The sequence below is a fragment of the Ruegeria pomeroyi DSS-3 genome (assembly GCF_000011965.2).
Classification (GTDB): Bacteria; Pseudomonadota; Alphaproteobacteria; order Rhodobacterales; family Rhodobacteraceae; genus Ruegeria_B; species Ruegeria_B pomeroyi.
Map to the genome: position 1 here is coordinate 265001 of NC_003911.12, position 15091 is coordinate 280091.

General features: G+C 62.8%; 15 protein-coding genes and 2 rRNA genes (1 of these 17 only partly in view). 7 read left to right on the top strand and 10 right to left on the bottom strand.

The window, feature by feature from the left end; translation table 11 throughout:
- Both SPO_RS01250 and rrf read left to right on the top strand, forming a co-directional pair.
- A 23S ribosomal RNA gene (locus SPO_RS01250) occupies nt 1–2149 on the top strand; it begins 747 nt to the left of the window's first position.
- A gap of 205 nt (nt 2150–2354) precedes the next feature.
- Nucleotides 2355–2469 (top strand): 5S ribosomal RNA (rrf, locus tag SPO_RS01255).
- A 190-nt stretch (nt 2470–2659) separates the two neighbouring features.
- On the opposite strand, the gene dxs is transcribed toward rrf, so the two are convergent.
- The 6 genes from dxs to SPO_RS01285 are packed head-to-tail and all read right to left on the bottom strand — an operon-like array spanning nt 2660 to nt 7886.
- Nucleotides 2660–4588, bottom strand: a complete 1929-nt coding sequence (gene dxs / locus SPO_RS01260) for a 1-deoxy-D-xylulose-5-phosphate synthase (RefSeq protein ID WP_011046009.1) — start codon at nt 4586–4588, stop codon at nt 2660–2662.
- Between the two features lie 27 nt (nt 4589–4615).
- On the bottom strand, nt 4616–5482 hold the full coding sequence (locus tag SPO_RS01265) for a polyprenyl synthetase family protein (RefSeq protein WP_011046010.1): 867 nt from the start codon (nt 5480–5482) through the stop codon (nt 4616–4618).
- Nucleotides 5483–5484: 2 nt separating this feature from the next.
- Nucleotides 5485–5727, bottom strand: coding sequence for an exodeoxyribonuclease VII small subunit (locus SPO_RS01270; protein ID WP_044027791.1), 243 nt, complete (start codon nt 5725–5727; stop codon nt 5485–5487).
- On the bottom strand, nt 5724–6650 hold the full coding sequence (locus tag SPO_RS01275) for a histone deacetylase family protein (RefSeq protein ID WP_011046012.1): 927 nt from the start codon (nt 6648–6650) through the stop codon (nt 5724–5726). Before SPO_RS01275 ends, SPO_RS01270 begins: the two co-directional genes overlap by 4 nt.
- A 25-nt stretch (nt 6651–6675) precedes the next feature.
- The gene (locus SPO_RS01280) at nt 6676–7377 is read right to left on the bottom strand and encodes a response regulator (RefSeq protein ID WP_011046013.1); all 702 of its coding nucleotides are present in this window, start codon (nt 7375–7377) and stop codon (nt 6676–6678) included.
- Entirely contained in the window at nt 7374–7886 is a 513-nt protein-coding gene (locus SPO_RS01285) for a MarR family winged helix-turn-helix transcriptional regulator (protein WP_011046014.1), read from the bottom strand. Before SPO_RS01285 ends, SPO_RS01280 begins: the two co-directional genes overlap by 4 nt.
- Nucleotides 7887–8043: 157 nt before the next feature.
- On the opposite strand from SPO_RS01285, the gene SPO_RS01290 reads away from it, so the two are divergent.
- Nucleotides 8044–8910, top strand: a complete 867-nt coding sequence (locus SPO_RS01290) for a branched-chain amino acid aminotransferase (protein WP_011046015.1) — start codon at nt 8044–8046, stop codon at nt 8908–8910.
- Between the two features lie 55 nt (nt 8911–8965).
- On the opposite strand, the gene SPO_RS01295 is transcribed toward SPO_RS01290, so the two are convergent.
- Nucleotides 8966–9394, bottom strand: coding sequence for an organic hydroperoxide resistance protein (locus SPO_RS01295; protein WP_044027792.1), 429 nt, complete (start codon nt 9392–9394; stop codon nt 8966–8968).
- 110 nt (nt 9395–9504) lie between these two features.
- Between SPO_RS01295 and SPO_RS01300 the strand changes: the two genes are divergently transcribed.
- Nucleotides 9505–9942: a MarR family winged helix-turn-helix transcriptional regulator gene (locus SPO_RS01300; protein WP_011046017.1), complete on the top strand. Its 438-nt coding sequence runs from the start codon at nt 9505–9507 to the stop codon at nt 9940–9942.
- A 12-nt stretch (nt 9943–9954) separates the two neighbouring features.
- Here SPO_RS01300 and SPO_RS01305 read toward each other — a convergent pair whose 3' ends face one another.
- Both SPO_RS01305 and SPO_RS01310 read right to left on the bottom strand, forming a co-directional pair.
- Nucleotides 9955–10236, bottom strand: coding sequence for a cupredoxin domain-containing protein (locus tag SPO_RS01305; protein ID WP_230981761.1), 282 nt, complete (start codon nt 10234–10236; stop codon nt 9955–9957).
- A 38-nt stretch (nt 10237–10274) separates the two neighbouring features.
- Complete coding sequence (locus SPO_RS01310) at nt 10275–10799, bottom strand: DUF4142 domain-containing protein (RefSeq protein WP_011046019.1); 525 nt, start codon at nt 10797–10799, stop codon at nt 10275–10277.
- Between the two features lie 137 nt (nt 10800–10936).
- Between SPO_RS01310 and SPO_RS01315 the strand changes: the two genes are divergently transcribed.
- The 3 genes from SPO_RS01315 to SPO_RS01325 all read left to right on the top strand — a co-directional run bounded on the left by SPO_RS01315 (nt 10937) and on the right by SPO_RS01325 (nt 14137).
- Entirely contained in the window at nt 10937–11917 is a 981-nt protein-coding gene (locus tag SPO_RS01315; protein WP_011046020.1) for an AraC family transcriptional regulator, read from the top strand.
- Nucleotides 11918–12029: 112 nt separating this feature from the next.
- Nucleotides 12030–12395 carry a hypothetical protein gene (locus SPO_RS01320; protein ID WP_044028922.1) on the top strand — a complete coding sequence of 122 codons (366 nt, stop codon included), beginning with the start codon at nt 12030–12032 and terminating at the stop codon, nt 12393–12395.
- Nucleotides 12396–12568: 173 nt separating this feature from the next.
- Nucleotides 12569–14137: an alkaline phosphatase D family protein gene (locus SPO_RS01325; RefSeq protein WP_011046022.1), complete on the top strand. Its 1569-nt coding sequence runs from the start codon at nt 12569–12571 to the stop codon at nt 14135–14137.
- 82 nt (nt 14138–14219) lie between these two features.
- Here the strand turns inward: SPO_RS01325 and SPO_RS01330 are convergent, their stop codons facing one another.
- A complete protein-coding gene (locus tag SPO_RS01330; RefSeq protein WP_011046023.1) occupies nt 14220–15086 on the bottom strand; it encodes a DMT family transporter in 867 nt (288 codons plus the stop codon).
- Nucleotides 15087–15091: the final 5 nt, after the last annotated feature.

The window sequence follows — 15091 nt, forward strand, 5'->3', positions numbered from 1 at the left end:
GGAGGACCGAACCCACATCCGTTGAAAAGGATCGGGATGAGCTGTGCCTAGGGGTGAAAGGCCAATCAAACTCGGAGATAGCTGGTTCTCCGCGAAATCTATTTAGGTAGAGCGTCATCCGAATACCCCGGGGGGTAGAGCACTGGATGGGTAATGGGGCCCCACAGGCTTACTGATCCTAACCAAACTCCGAATACCCGGGAGTACTAGATGGCAGACACACTGCGGGTGCTAACGCCCGTAGTGGAGAGGGAAACAACCCTGACCTCCAGCTAAGGCCCCCAATTCATGGCTAAGTGGGAAAGCAGGTGGGATGTCCAAAACAACCAGGAGGTTGGCTTAGAAGCAGCCATCCTTTAAAGATAGCGTAACAGCTCACTGGTCTAATCAAGACGTCCTGCGGCGAAGATGTAACGGGGCTCAAGCCATGAGCCGAAGCTGAGGATGCCGTAAGGCATGGTAGCGGAGCGTAGTGTGACATAGTCTCATGTCTCTTTAGCTCATTTGATCTCGACCAATCGCTGAGTGGGTGCAGGCAACTGCCCTCAAGTAGCGAAGCGGTAGGGCATCAAAAATGAGCGTCGGAGACGCGAGGCTTTCGATGAAGCCGGGGCGTGAGCCATCCGGTGGAGAGATCACTAGCGAGAATGATGACATGAGTAGCGACAAAGAGTGTGAGAGACACTCTCGCCGAAAGTCCAAGGGTTCCTGCTTAAAGCTAATCTGAGCAGGGTAAGCCGGCCCCTAAGCCGAGGCCGAAAGGCGTAGGCGATGGGAACTAGGTTAATATTCCTAGGCCAGGAGGATGTGACGGATCACGGATGTAGTTCAGCCTTATCGGATTGGCTGGGCTGCTGAGTGGTCCCTGGAAATAGCCCTCCATCAGACCGTACCCTAAACCGACACAGGTGGACTGGTAGAGAATACCAAGGCGCTTGAGAGAACGATGTTGAAGGAACTCGGCAAAATACCTCCGTAAGTTCGCGAGAAGGAGGCCCGGGTTCAAGGCAACTTGGATCCGGGGGCACAAACCAGGGGGTGGCGACTGTTTATTAAAAACACAGGGCTCTGCGAAGTCGCAAGACGACGTATAGGGTCTGACGCCTGCCCGGTGCCTGAAGGTTAAAAGGAGGGGTGCAAGCTCCGAATTGAAGCCCAGGTAAACGGCGGCCGTAACTATAACGGTCCTAAGGTAGCGAAATTCCTTGTCGGGTAAGTTCCGACCTGCACGAATGGCGTAACGACTTCCCCGCTGTCTCCAACATCGACTCAGCGAAATTGAATTGCCTGTCAAGATGCAGGCTTCCCGCGGTTAGACGGAAAGACCCCGTGCACCTTTACTACAGCTTCGCACTGGCATCAGGATTGTGATGTGCAGGATAGGTGGTAGGCTTTGAAGCAGGAACGCCAGTTCCCGTGGAGCCAACCTTGAGATACCACCCTTCGCACTCTTGATGTCTAACCGCGGTCCGTTATCCGGATCCGGGACCCTGCGTGGCGGGTAGTTTGACTGGGGCGGTCGCCTCCTAAAGCGTAACGGAGGCGCGCGAAGGTTGGCTCAGAGCGGTCGGAAATCGCTCGTTGAGTGCAATGGCAGAAGCCAGCCTGACTGCAAGACTGACAAGTCGAGCAGAGACGAAAGTCGGCCATAGTGATCCGGTGGTCCCGAGTGGAAGGGCCATCGCTCAACGGATAAAAGGTACGCCGGGGATAACAGGCTGATACTGCCCAAGAGTCCATATCGACGGCAGTGTTTGGCACCTCGATGTCGGCTCATCTCATCCTGGGGCTGGAGCAGGTCCCAAGGGTACGGCTGTTCGCCGTTTAAAGAGGTACGTGAGCTGGGTTTAGAACGTCGTGAGACAGTTCGGTCCCTATCTGCCGTGGGTGTAGGATACTTGAGAGGAGTTGCCCCTAGTACGAGAGGACCGGGGTGAACGATCCACTGGTGGACCTGTTGTTGCGCCAGCAGCAGTGCAGGGTAGCTATGATCGGACAGGATAACCGCTGAAGGCATCTAAGCGGGAAGCCCCCCTCAAAACAAGGTATCCCTGAGGGCCGTGGAAGACCACCACGTCAATAGGCCGGAGATGTAAGCGCAGCAATGCGTTCAGTTGACCGGTACTAATCGCCCGATAGGCTTGATCCGATCCAGTAACAGAAAGACTGATCAAATGGCCTCAAGTAGCGCTCCGCGCGCCAGGCCAAATCAAGAACCAAAAGCACCAACTCGACTTGGACAACACCCGATTGATACTCCCGCCCGGACAATACGGGTGGCAACGCGCTTTCCTCCGGAAAACGCTGCCTGCCACCCTCACTGTCCGCAAGGCGGACAGTGAGTATTTATTCGGTTTGGTGGTCATAGCGAGCGCAATACACCCGGTCCCTTCCCGAACCCGGAAGTTAAGTGCCTCCGCGCCAATGGTACTCGGGCTCAAGCCCCGGGAGAGTAGGTCACCGCCAAACCTAATAAATACTCAATCCTCTCTACAACGATCAAAAACTACTCAAAAAAACAAACAGCCAGAAACGCATACATGTCGCGTTGTCTTCTGCATTCGTGCGTGCCGCAGGCGCGCATCGGTACCTGCGTCAGGTAACAGTTGACCCAATGTCGTAAGCGTCAGGTTTCACCGGCCGCTTACTAATGTCTGGGTCAGGCGCGCTTTTCGCCGATACGCCCGATACCAAGCACATCAAGCACTTTGGCTTCGATCTGGGGGGCGTTCATGCCCGCAACGGCATACATGTCGGCCGGGCTGGATTGGTCGATGAAGATGTCCGGCAGCACCATAGAGCGGAATTTCAGCCCGTGGTCGAACACGCCCTCATCCGCCAGAAGCTGCGCCACATGGCTGCCGAAGCCGCCCACGGCGCCTTCCTCGATGGTGATCAGCGCCTCGTGGTCGTGAGCCAGGTTCAGGATCAGGTCGCGGTCGAGCGGTTTTGCAAAACGGGCGTCGGCGATGGTGGGGGTAATGCCACGGGCGGCCAGCGCCTCGGCGGCCTTTTGCACCTCGGTCAACCGGGTGCCGAAGGAGAGGAGCGCGACGCGAGCGCCCTTCTGGATCATCCGGCCCTTGCCGATTTCCAGAACCTTGCCCAGTTCGGGCATTTCGACCCCCACGCCCTCGCCGCGCGGATAGCGGAAGGCGATCGGACCGTCATCATGCGCGGCGGCGGTGGCGACCATGTGCACCAGTTCGGCCTCGTCGGCGGCGGCCATGACCACCATGCCGGGCAGGTTGGCGAGGTAGGCAATGTCGAAACTGCCCGCATGGGTGGCGCCGTCGGCGCCGACCAGACCGGCGCGGTCGATGGCGAAACGGACCGGCAGGCGCTGGATTGCCACGTCATGCACGACCTGATCGTAGCCGCGTTGCAGGAAGGTCGAATACATCGCGCAGAAGGGTTTCAGCCCGCCCGCAGCCAGCGCGGCGGAGAAGGTCACGCCATGCTGTTCGGCGATGCCCACATCGAAACAGCGCGAGGGGTAGCGTTCGGCAAAGAGGTTCAGCCCGGTGCCATCAGGCATCGCGGCGGTGACGGCGACGATCTTGTCGTCGCGGGCGGCCTGATCGACCAGCGCCTTGCCAAAGACCGCAGTGTAGGAGGGCGCGTTCGAGGGGGCCTTTTTCTGCTCGCCCGTGACCACGTCGAATTTGGCGGTGGCATGGCCGCGGTCGCGCGCGCGTTCGGCAGGGGCATAGCCCTTGCCCTTTTTCGTCAGCACATGCAGCAGGATCGGGCCGGTGGCGCGAGCCTTGACGGTGCGCAGGACCGGCAGAAGTTGGCCCATGTCATGCCCGTCGATGGGGCCGATATAGGAAAAACCCAGCTCCTCGAACAATGTGCCGCCGACGGCCATGCCCTTGAGCATTTCCTTGGCGCGCTTGGCACCTTCGCGGAAGGGTTCGGGCAGGAGCGAGACCGCGCCCTTGGCGGCGGCTTTCAGCTCCTGAAACGGTTCTTCGGCATAGAGGCGAGAGAGATAGTTCGACAGCGCGCCGACCGGTGGGGCGATCGACATCTCGTTGTCGTTCAGGATGACGATCAGGCGCTTTTTCAGGTGACCCGCGTTGTTCATCGCCTCAAACGCCATGCCGGCCGACATCGAGCCGTCGCCGATCACGGCGATGGCGTCGCCCAACCCTTCGGGCGTCACCCCGCCCAGATCGCGGGCGACGGCGAACCCGAGTGCTGCACTGATCGAGGTGGAGCTATGGGCGGCGCCGAACGGGTCATAGGGCGACTCGGAGCGCTTGGTGAAGCCCGACAGACCGTCCTTCATCCGCAGGGTGCGGATGCGGTCGCGGCGTTCGGTCAGGATCTTGTGCGGATAGCATTGGTGGCCGACGTCCCAGATCACCTTGTCGCGCGGGGTGTCGAACACCGCATGCAGCGCCACGGTCAGTTCCACCACGCCAAGGCCCGCGCCCAGATGGCCGCCGGTGACCGAGACGGCCGAGACGGTTTCGGCCCTCAGCTCGCCCGCCAGCTGGGTCAGCTGCGCGTCCGAGAACCGTTTCAGGTCCGCCGGGCGGGTCACCTGGTCGAGAAGCGGGGTATGTGGGCGGTCAGACATGGCGATCCTTGCTGTGTCCCCTGCGGGTCAGTTGTCGCGGGCAATAACGAAACGGGCGGCTTCCTTCAAGGTTCCGGCCCGCTCACCGTAACCGTCCAGAGCGGCACAGCCCTGATCGACAAGGTCGCGTGCCCGCGCCTTGGCCGCATCCAGACCCAGCAGCGAGACAAAGGTCGCCTTGCCCGCGCCCGCGTCCTTTTGCAGCCGTTTGCCCGCCTTCTCGGCGTCGCCCTCGACATCCAAGATGTCGTCGGCGATCTGGAAAGCAAGGCCCAGCGCGCGGGCATATTGGCGCAAGGGGTCCGGATCGGCCCCAGCCAGCACGGCACCGGCGGCGGCGGCCCATTCGATCAGCGCGCCGGTCTTGCCCGCTTGCAACCGGGTGATCTGGTCCAGCGTCAGCGGTTTGGGCGCGGTTTCAGCGGCGATATCCAGCGCCTGACCCAGCACCATGCCGCGTGCGCCCGCGGCTTGCGCCAGCGTCAGCGCCAGGGTGGCGCGGGTCTCGGCGGTTCCGACCTCGGGGCGGGTGCAGAGCTCAAACGCCAGCGAATGCAGCGCATCGCCGGCCAGCACGGCGGTGCCCTCGTCCCATTTCACATGGGCGGTGGGTCGGCCCCGGCGCAGGTCGTCGTCGTCCATGCAGGGCAGGTCGTCATGCACCAGGCTGTAGGCATGCAGCGCCTCGATGGCGGTGGCGGGCCAGATTGCGCGGGCCTCGTCCACATCATGCAGCCGGGCGCTTTCCAGTACCAGAAAGCCGCGCAGGCGCTTGCCGCCCTCGGTGGTCCAGGCCATGGCGCGGGTGATGTCGAGCGGCTCCAGCGCGCCCAGCACAGTGTCGAAACTGCGCTGGATCAGCGCGGCGTCCTGCGCCAGCCTTTCATGGAACATGCTCAGAGACCTTCGACCGGCTTGGTCCCGGTGGGCTGGCCATTACTGTCGAGCGTGATGGCGGCAACCTTTTCCTCGGCGCGCTTCAACTCGTCCTCGCAGCGTTTCTTCAGCGCCGCGCCGCGTTCGTAAAGCGCGATGGACTGGTCCAGCGCAACATCGCCGCGTTCAAGCTGACCGACCACGGTTTCCAGCTCTTTCATCGCCTGTTCAAAGCTCATCTGGTCGACGGGGGTCTCGGTCATGTCGCGGCCTTTATCAATTCCTGTACATGCGCGCGCGTTGCGGCGGCGAGCGCGTTCAGATCATAACCGCCTTCGAGAGTCGAGACGATACGGCCCTGACACAGCTCTTGCGCCAATGCGCACAGCTCGGCGGTGAGCCAGGCGAAATCTGCGGTCGACCAGTTCAGGTTGGCCAATGGGTCGTCCTGATGGGCGTCGAACCCGGCAGAGATGATGATGAGTTCTGGTTTGAAGGCGCGCAGGCGGGGGAAGGCTTGCGCCATGTAGGCCGCGCGCATCTCGGCGCCGCCGGTGCCCGGGGCCAGCGGGATGTTGACGATCTGGCCATGCGCGCCGTCCTCGTCCGGGCGGCCCGAGCCGGGCCAGAGCGGCATCTGCTGGCTGGTGATCAGAAGCGCGCGCGCCTCGTCCCACAAAAGGTCCTGGGTGCCATTGCCGTGATGCACATCGAAATCCACCACCGCGACGCGGCGCAATCCGTGATGGTCAAGCGCGTGTTTCGCGGCCAGCGCGGCATTGCCGAACAGGCAAAACCCCATCGCGGTTTCGCGTTCGGCATGATGCCCCGGCGGGCGAATGGCGCAGAAGGCGTTCTGCGCCTCGCCGCCCAGCACCATGTCGACCGCGCGCACGACCGCGCCCGCGGCGCGGAACGCGGCATCGACCGATCCAGGCGACAGGAACGTGTCGCCGTCGATCTGGGCAAATCCCTCGTCGGGGCGGGCATCACGGATATCGGCGACATAGCCTGCGGGATGGATGCGCAGCAGGTCGTCTTCGGCGGCCAGCGGCGCGGTGACGCGGCGCAGGTCAAGCGGCTCCAGCGCGTGTAGCACATGTTCCAGGCGGGCCACCCGCTCGGGGTGTCCGGTCGGCGTGACATGGGTCAGGCAGTCGGCATGGGTGATCAGGGCGGTCGTCATCGGCGTTCCTTTGGGCGGGCGGGGATCAGTCCGGCGCCAGCATGTAGCCCGCGCCGCGCACGGTCTGCAGATAGCGCGGCTGTTTCGGATTGGGTTCGATCTTGCGGCGCAGGCGGGTGATCTGAACGTCGACCGCGCGTTCCTGCGCCTGGCCCCGATCGCGGCCCAGGTCTTCGACCAGCTTGGTGCGGGTGATCGCCTCGCCCGGGCGGGCGGCAAAGATCTTCATCAACTGGTTCTCGGTGGCGGTCAGGCGGACCAGCTGGTCGCCCTGCCACATCTCGCCGCGCTCGATGTCATAGCGGATTGGCCCCAGTTGCAGGAATTTGGGTGCCGCATCCTGGGCGCTGGTGTCGGGCACGCGGCGCAGGATCGCATTGATCCTGAGCAACAGCTCACGCGGCTCGAAGGGTTTGGCCAGATAATCGTCGGCGCCGGCCTCCAGCCCGGCGATCCGGTGCTCGGTCTCGCCACGGGCAGTCAGTAGCAGGATCGGCGTGCTCAGGGTCTGACGCAGGGCGCGGGTCAGGCTGACCCCATCCTCGCCCGGCATCATCACATCCATGACGATCAGGTCGAAATCCAGCCCAGACAGGATGCGCCGCGCATGTTCGGCATCACGCGCTGCGGTGACAAGGAACCCGTGGCGCATCAGGAATTTCTTGAGCAAATCACGAATGCGCTCGTCGTCATCGACGATCAGCAGATGGGCGTCAAATGCACTCATGAGCCGCTGTCCCGCAGCTTGGCATAGGCCCGGTGCATCTCGCGGTCCATCATCGCCTCTAGCACCTGGCGAAAGCCGGTTACCGCCTCGGGCCCGGCCTCCTTATAGGCGGCGCGCATTCGGGCGCGCTGCGCGTCGGACAGTTTCGCCTCAAGCGCAGCACCCGCCTCGGTCAGGAACAGATGCCGCTCGCGCTTGTCCTGGGTGCCGACCCGGCTTTCGACCAACCCGTCGGCGATCAGGGTGCGCAGCACCCGGTTCAGCGACTGCTTGGTGACGCCCAGAATGGCCAGCAGGTTGTTCACCGTGGTGCCCGGCGCACGGTTGATGAAGTGGATCGCGCGGTGATGGGCGCGGCCATAGGCCATCTCGGCCAGGATCCGGTCGGGATCGGCGGTGAAGCCGCGATAGGCAAAGAACATCGCCTCGATCCCCTGCCGCAGCTGCTCGTCGGTCAGAAACAGCAGGCTTTCACCCCCAAAGACCGGTGACGGTCGTGCCTCGGACATGGTGTGCCCCTTTGTTGTTCAGGATCACTTTATGTCAGTCTTGTTGACATTCCAATACTGAACAGGTAGTGAGTCGCAGTTTTTGCGCAATATAGTGTCCGGTGCGGAACTTATTGGCGCAATAATCGGAAATACTGCCTGGTCTGGAGGGAACACAATGGCGAGTTATGACGATCGCGATGGCGTGATCTGGATGGATGGGGAGCTGGTCGATTGGCGCGACGCCAAGGTGCATATCCTGACCCATGCCATGCATTATGCCTCGTCCGTGTTCGAAGGTGAGCGCGCCTATAACGGCAAGATTTTCAAAAGCCGCGAGCATTCCGAACGGCTGGTTGCCAGCGCCCAGGCGCTGGACATGCCGATGCCCTATACGGTCGATCAGATCGAGGCGGCCAAGGAGGAGACGCTGAAGGCCAGTGGTCTGACCGATGCCTATGTGCGCGCGCTGGTCTGGCGTGGCTCGGGCGAGGACATGGGCGTGGCCTCGGCTCGCAACCCGGTGCGGATGGCGATCGCGGTCTGGCCCTGGGGCGCCTATTACGGCGACGCCAAGATGCAGGGCGCCAAGCTGGACATCGCCGAGTGGAAGCGGCCCAGCCCCGAGACGATCCCGGTGCATGCCAAGGCGGCTGGCCTTTACATGATCTGCACCATCTCCAAGCACAAGGCCGAGGCCAAGGGCTGTTCGGATGCGCTGTTCATGGACTGGCGCGGTTATGTGGCCGAGGCGACCGGCGCCAACGTGTTCTTTGTCAAGGACGGAGAGGTGCATACGCCGCTGGCCGACTGCTTCCTGAACGGCATCACCCGGCAGACAGTGATCGGGATGCTCAAGGACAAGGGCATCACCGTGCACGAGCGCCGCATCAAGCCGGAAGAGATGGAAGGGTTCGAACAGTGCTGGCTGACCGGCACCGCCGCCGAGGTCACCCCGGTGGGCCAGATCGGTCCCTACACGTTCGAAGTGGGCCAGATGACGCGCGATATCGCGGCGGAGTACGAGGCGCTGGTTCGGGCGTAAGTTGCGACCCAATTTTTTTGGGAAGGGGCGCCGGGTTTCCGGCGCCCTTTTTCGTTCATGCGATCTCGGTCGTGACGACAATGTTGCCACGGGTGGCGTTGGAATAGGGGCAGATGGCGTGGCCCGCATCTGCGATGCGCTGCGCCTCGGCGGCATCGACGCCGGGCATCGAGACCTTGAGCGCCACGGTCAGGCCGAACCCGCCCTCGGCGCGGGGACCGATGCCGACCTCGGCATCGACCGAGATATCGGCGGGCACCTTGGCCAGCGTCTTGTCCTGGGTCGTGGCGAATTGCATCGCACCGATATAGCAGGCGGCATAGCCGGCGGCGAACAGCTGTTCGGGGTTATGGCCCTTGCCATTGCCACCCATCGCGGGCGGGGTGGCAAGCACCAGGTCAAGGCCGGATTCGGCGACCTGGGCCTGGCCATTGCGGCCGCCGGTGGCGCGGGCATGGGCGGTATAGACGGGGGAAACGGTCATTTGGGGCTCCATATATCGGCTGCGATTATATCGTGAGCGATTTAAATAGGGGTGCCTGTCAAAAAATGCAAGGCATTGCGAAATAATCGCGCGCGATCTATGTCTGAGGCATGCTGGACCGCGCCCTGACCCTCGACGAACTGCTTTGTTTTTCGCTCTATTCCGCCAATCACGCGATGGGGCGGCTGTACCGTCCGTTGTTGGCACGGTTCGATCTGACCTATCCGCAATACCTGGTGCTGGTGGCGCTGTGGCAGCGGGATGGCCGCAAGGTGAGCGCTCTGGGCGCGGAACTGCAGCTTGAATCGAACACGCTGACGCCGCTTTTGAAACGGATGGAGGCAGCTGGGCTGATCAGGCGCGCGCGCAACCCCGAGGATGAGCGCAGCGTGATCGTGACGCTGACCGACAAGGGCCGTGGGCTGGAGGGCGAGGCGGCGGAAATCTCGAACTGTATTCTGGCGGCGGCGGATGCGGATATCGCCGAACTGGCCGAGCTGCGCGACCGGCTGCACCGGTTGACGGCGCGGTTGCGCGAGGCCGGATAGCGGCCCCGCGCCTCAGGCGGTCACGATGACCGTCCCGGTCATGTGGGGATGATAGGCGCAGAAATAGGGATAGGTGCCGGGTGTGTCGAAACGGATCGCGGCTTGTGCGTCCTTTTCCAACTCGCCGGTATCCCAATTCACCTCGTCATCGGTGGCGGTATGCGGCGCGAAGTCGTGGTTGATCCAGACAATCGTCTCGCCCGCGCGGATGGTGATCTCGGCCGGTTCAAACACAAAGGACCGGATATCGACCACCACCGGGGTAGAGCCCGATGCGGGAAGGGCGGAACCCACGATCGCCCCCCCCGCACCGAAGCAGACCTGTCTGCGGGTTAGCCGCATTGCAGGCCGTTCACCATCTGCTCGGCATGGCCTTCGTGCACCTTGAAGGTGACAAGCGCGTCGGACAGCAGATCCTTGAGCGGTTCAACGGTCACGGCGGGGATGAACACGCCTTCGACCGTCTTGTTGACCACCTGGTGGTAGCCAAGTTCGTTCTGGGCATAGGCGCAGTCAAACGCCTTGCCGCTCAGCGATATCAGTTCGGCCCGCTTGTCGGCAGCGCCCTTGACCAGCGTGCGGCTCAGGTCGTTGTCCTGCGGGGTGACGTTCAGCTTGGTGATCAGGTCGCCGGCGGCCGCGTTCACCGCGGTATGGTCGCGGATCATGGTTTCGGCGAATGCGCGCACCTCGGCATTGTCGGACACGGCCAGCGCCAGATGCGCATAGCGGATGTCGAGTTGACCGGCGGTATATGCGGTATGTGCAATCTCGAGGTCATTCATCTTGTCGGCGGCGGAGGCCGATTGCGCGACAAAACCGACGGCGATGGCGGCGGCGAGAGTAAGGGTTTTCATTGTTCAGGCTCCATGAAAGGTTTCAGTGCCTATTGACCTAGCGAGATGCTGCGAATTTTGAATGCGCATGAGGTCAAAGAATATTGCAGATCGTTCAGCTATCTGGACGAGCCGAGGAAAATGGATATGCTGGCGTCATGTTGGACCTGCTCAGCGATATCCTCACCCGCCTGTCCCTGAAGGGGACGCTGTATTTCCGCACGTCGTTCACACCGCCGTTCGGGGTGCACGTGCCCTCGTATCAGAACGTGGCCCGGTTTCACTTCGCCTATCGCGGCGAATGCATGGTGCATGTGCCGGCGGCTAACGAGACGCTGCGGCTGACTCAGGGCGATCTGGTACTGATCCCGCACGGGGCCGAGCACATGCTAATGTGCCAGCATTCGCGCCCCGATTCGGCGTTGCCGCTGGATACGGTGCTCAGCCGGTCGGGCTATCGCGGCGAGGGGGTGCTGGTCTATGGCGGTGACGAGGAAGATCAGGACACGCAGCTGATCTGCGGGCATCTGACCTATGGCATGCATGGCCGGTCCTGCCCGGGCCATACGCTGTTGGAGCGTCTGCCGCCCTATATCCTGATCCGCGATTACGGCGAGGAGCGTGGCGTCTGGCTGGAGGCAACTTTGCGGGTGATCGCGGCCGAGGCGGGGCGCGATCGGATGGGCAGCGACCTGATCGCGCTGAAGATGACCGAGGCGCTGTTTGCTCAGGCGATCCGCGCACATCTGGAAACGGTTAGCCCGGATGACGGGGCGCTGGCTGGGTTCGCCGATCCCAACCTGTCGCGGGCGCTGAGCGCCTTTCACCGCGAACCCGCCAAGGATTGGACGGTCGAGGGGCTGGCCCGGATCGCGGGCCAGTCGCGCACCGGCTTTGCTCAGCATTTCGCCGCCAAGATGGGCATGACCCCGATGCAATACCTGACCTCGTGGCGGATGCAGATCGCCTGCGAGGGGCTGGTCGACAGCCGGTTGAGCGTGGCCGATGCCGCCGAACTGGCCGGCTATGCCTCGGAAGCGGCGTTCAGCCGGGTGTTCCGCAAGCAGCTTGGGGTGTCTCCGGCGGCCTATCGGCAGCAGTTTGAGAGTGCGAAACGACAGGCATTGGCCGCATCTTGAACGATCTGACCTAATTCCCGAACTTTGGGTCATTCAGCGTTCGCATTAATGTCTCCATATCAGGGGCATGCCGCCGTCGGGCGGTTCAACCAACCTGATAAGGACCCCAATCATGTCTATTCGTTTCGTGACACGTACCGTGCATGCCTATCTCGACTATCCCGTGGCGCTGGCCCTGATGGGCCTGCCCGTGATCCTGGGCCTTGGCGCCGAGAACCCGATGGCGCTGTGGCTGTCGGTGATCACCGGTTTCGCCGCCTTTGTGCTGACCCTGCTGACCGACCACCATCTGGGCGTCTGGCGCGTCCTGCCTTACAAATTCCATCTGGCCGTCGACCTGACCGTCGGCATCGTGTTCCTGCTGGCGCCCAGCCTGTTCGGCTTTTCGGGGCTGGATGCGTTGTTTTACTGGGTCAACGGCGCGGCAGTGGTGACCGTGATCTCGCTGAGCACGCCCGAGCAGAAACCGGCAATGTAAACCGGTGACGGGAGCGTTCCGTCACAAATACACTGTGACGGGAGCGTTCCGTCACAATAACATCGTGAGAAGTTCAAGAATCTGAGCCGCGGGTTTTACAAACCCGCGGCTCTCATGCGCCCTACCAATCGCGCGGACCGGACCCTCCGGCCGCCAGACAGGAGAGCATTCGCATGACACGACTTCTTCGCCCCTCGCGCCGGGCCTTTCTGGCGGGCGGCACCGCCTTTACCGCCACGCTGGCCATGCCCTCGATCAGCCGCGCCGCCTCGCGCCCGGTCTTTACCCATGGGGTGCAGTCCGGTGACGTCGACACCATGTCGGGCATGATCTGGACCCGCACCGACCGCCCGGCAAAGGTGATGATGGAAGTGTCGAGCACCGAGAGCTTTGCCGACGCGCGCCGCCTGTCGCCGATGTTCGCCACGCCTGAGAGCGATTTTGCCGTCAAGCGGCTGGTCGATAACCTGCCCGCCGATCAGGAGGTGTTCTATCGCTTTGTCGCCGCCGATCTGGACGATATCAGCGCGGTGTCCGAACCCCTCATGGGACGGTTCCGTACAGCGCCGACCGCCCGGCGCGACATCCGCTTTGCCTGGTCGGGTGATACCGCCGGCCAGGGCTGGGGCATCGACGACGAGGGCATGCGCACCTATGCCACGATGGCGCAGCACCAGCCCGATTTCTTTATCCATTCCGGTGACACGATCTATGCCGATGGCCCGATGAAGGACGAGGTCGAAAAGGACGGCGCGGTGATCTGGAAGAACACCACCCTGATCGACGAAAAGCGCAAGGTGGCCGAGACGCTGGCCGAGTTCCGTGGCCAGTGGAAATACAACCTGATGGACGAACATGTGCAGGCGATGAACGCGCTTTGCCCGACGTTTTTCCAGTGGGACGATCACGAGGTGGTCAACAACTGGTCGGACGCCAAGGACCTGAGCGCCGACGACCGCTATACCGAGAAATCGGTGCATGTGCTGCAAAGCCGTGCTGCGCGGGCCTTCCACGAGATGACGCCGCTCAGGATTACGCCTGCCGAGCCGGGCCGGGTCTATCGCAAGATATCCTATGGCCCGATGCTGGATGTGTTCTTCCTTGACCTGCGCAGCTATCGCGGCCCGAACGGTGCCTCGATGGAGGACGAGATCACCGATCAGAGCCGCATTCTGGGGGCGGAGCAACTGGCCTGGATCAAGCGGGAACTGGCAGCCTCGACCGCGACCTGGAAGGTGATCGCCTCGGACATGCCCATCGGGCTGATTGTCTGGGATAACTGGAAGGAAAAGGCAGGCGCCGAGGCGATCTCGAACGGCGATCACGGCCCCGCCAAGGGGCGCGAGCTGGAGATCGCCGATCTCCTGCGCTTCATCAAGAGCGCGGGCGTGCGCAACACGGTCTGGTTCACGGCCGATGTGCATTACACCGCCGCGCATCACTACAGTCCGGAGAGGGCGCAGTTCCAGGACTTCGATCCGTTCTGGGAATTTGTCTCGGGCCCGCTGCATGCCGGGACCTTCGGCCCCAACGATCTGGACCGGACCTTTGGCCCCGAGGTGAAGTTCGTTAAGGCACCGACGCCGGAGCAGGGGGTGAACCTGCCGCCCAGCATGGGTCTGCAGTTCTTTGGTCTCGTGGATATCGACGCGGCCAGCCAGCAGATGAAGGTCCGCCTGATGGATCGCGGCAATACCGAGCTGTGGTCGGTCACGCTCGACCCGGTTCTGTCGGCAATCTGACGTTTGCCACGGGTCAGAAAATTGAAAATTTTCTGGAGACAGAATTTCTGCGAAATTCTGCGGCTGGCCCCGTTGGGGCCAGTCAGCGTCTGGAGCGGCCCTCGCGCAGAATGTTGTAGATGCCGCCTGCGACGATGATGGCGCTGCCGATCCAGGTGGCGGCGTCCGGGGTTTCGCCGAACACGACAATCCCGAGGATCATGGCAAAGACCAGTCGCGAATAGCGGAACGGTGCGATCACCGAGATTTCACCCCGTCGCATCGCACGGGTCAGGCATTCATAGGCCAGTACACCGAACAGGATCGCGGCGCCCAGTTGCAGTGCAGTATGGGCATCGGGCAGGGTTGCGCCGCCGGTCCAGACCAGAGCCAGCACGCCCGAGACCACCAGCGCGCCAAAGCCGTAGACGCCCAGTTGCGCGTTGCTCAGCCGGGGCCGCGCGGCGCGGGTGGCCAGGTCGCGCCCGGCAAAGCCGATCATGCCGAGCACGGCAAAGATCGAGGCGGGCACGAAGCCCTGCATCCCGGGACGCAGGATCAGCAGCACGCCCGCGAGCCCGATCAGGATCGCCACCCAGCGCCGCCAGCCCACCGTCTCGCCAAGAAACAGCGCGGCCCCCATTGCCACCACCAGCGGTGTCGCCTGAAGGATGGCGGAGGTGCTGGTGAGAGGGGTCAGCGCCAGCGCCAGCGTATAGCAGATGCGCCCCATCACCTCGAAGCTCGAGCGGATCGCGAGCGTCCGGTCGGGGCGGACAAACGCGGCCTCGCCCCGCCAGCGGGCCAGCAGGGCAAAGATGCCCATGCCGCCCAGCCCGAAGAGGATCAGCACCTGTCCCACCGGCAGCACAGCGGTGGCGGATTTGACGAACATGTCCTCGAGCGCAAAGGCGCCCATGGCGGCCACCATGTAGAGGCTGCCGCTGAGGTTTTCGGCCTGCCGGCTCATGTGGG

Excerpts from the sequence above, each read along its gene's own strand:
- dxs (WP_011046009.1), bottom strand. The coding sequence starts at position 4,588 with ATGTCTGACCGCCCACATACCCCGCTTCTCGACCAGGTGACCCGCCCG.
- SPO_RS01265 (WP_011046010.1), bottom strand. The coding sequence starts at position 5,482 with ATGTTCCATGAAAGGCTGGCGCAGGACGCCGCGCTGATCCAGCGCAGT.
- SPO_RS01270 (WP_044027791.1), bottom strand. The coding sequence starts at position 5,727 with ATGACCGAGACCCCCGTCGACCAGATGAGCTTTGAACAGGCGATGAAA.
- SPO_RS01275 (WP_011046012.1), bottom strand. The coding sequence starts at position 6,650 with ATGACGACCGCCCTGATCACCCATGCCGACTGCCTGACCCATGTCACG.
- SPO_RS01280 (WP_011046013.1), bottom strand. The coding sequence starts at position 7,377 with ATGAGTGCATTTGACGCCCATCTGCTGATCGTCGATGACGACGAGCGC.
- SPO_RS01285 (WP_011046014.1), bottom strand. The coding sequence starts at position 7,886 with ATGTCCGAGGCACGACCGTCACCGGTCTTTGGGGGTGAAAGCCTGCTG.
- SPO_RS01290 (WP_011046015.1), top strand. The coding sequence starts at position 8,044 with ATGGCGAGTTATGACGATCGCGATGGCGTGATCTGGATGGATGGGGAG.
- SPO_RS01295 (WP_044027792.1), bottom strand. The coding sequence starts at position 9,394 with ATGACCGTTTCCCCCGTCTATACCGCCCATGCCCGCGCCACCGGCGGC.
- SPO_RS01300 (WP_011046017.1), top strand. The coding sequence starts at position 9,505 with ATGCTGGACCGCGCCCTGACCCTCGACGAACTGCTTTGTTTTTCGCTC.
- SPO_RS01310 (WP_011046019.1), bottom strand. The coding sequence starts at position 10,799 with ATGAAAACCCTTACTCTCGCCGCCGCCATCGCCGTCGGTTTTGTCGCG.
- SPO_RS01315 (WP_011046020.1), top strand. The coding sequence starts at position 10,937 with ATGTTGGACCTGCTCAGCGATATCCTCACCCGCCTGTCCCTGAAGGGG.
- SPO_RS01320 (WP_044028922.1), top strand. The coding sequence starts at position 12,030 with ATGTCTATTCGTTTCGTGACACGTACCGTGCATGCCTATCTCGACTAT.
- SPO_RS01325 (WP_011046022.1), top strand. The coding sequence starts at position 12,569 with ATGACACGACTTCTTCGCCCCTCGCGCCGGGCCTTTCTGGCGGGCGGC.
- SPO_RS01330 (WP_011046023.1), bottom strand. The coding sequence starts at position 15,086 with ATGAGCCGGCAGGCCGAAAACCTCAGCGGCAGCCTCTACATGGTGGCC.